At 60.3% G+C, this 239-nt stretch carries 1 protein-coding gene; it reads right to left on the bottom strand.

Going from position 1 to position 239, the window contains the following annotated elements:
• On the bottom strand, positions 1-239 hold a 239-nt coding region (locus KVT28_RS26650; RefSeq protein ID WP_217551312.1), incomplete at both ends, for a hypothetical protein.

The raw sequence follows: 239 nt of genomic DNA, 5'->3' as shown, positions 1-239 counted from the left end.
AGGAAGCCGCGTGCCTGCATATCGCCCGCCAGCCACATCAGATCGCCGAGGCGCTGGAAGCCGACCAGGGAGTAATAGATGTAGATCGGAATCATCGGCAGGTTGTTAGTGCTGTATGAGGTCGCCGGCGCCAGCCAGGATGAACCCGCGCCCAGCTCGTTGATCCCTTCCTGCAGGATCTGGCGTTTCTCGGCTTCTTTATAGTACGCAACCTGCTCCGGGTCCTGCCGGGTGTACTG

The organism is Pantoea sp. GbtcB22, assembly GCF_019091025.1.
Lineage (GTDB): Bacteria > Pseudomonadota > Gammaproteobacteria > Enterobacterales > Enterobacteriaceae > Pantoea > Pantoea leporis.
Note: the sequence above shows the minus strand (reverse complement) of the source record. Positions and strands in the feature narration are given on the sequence as shown.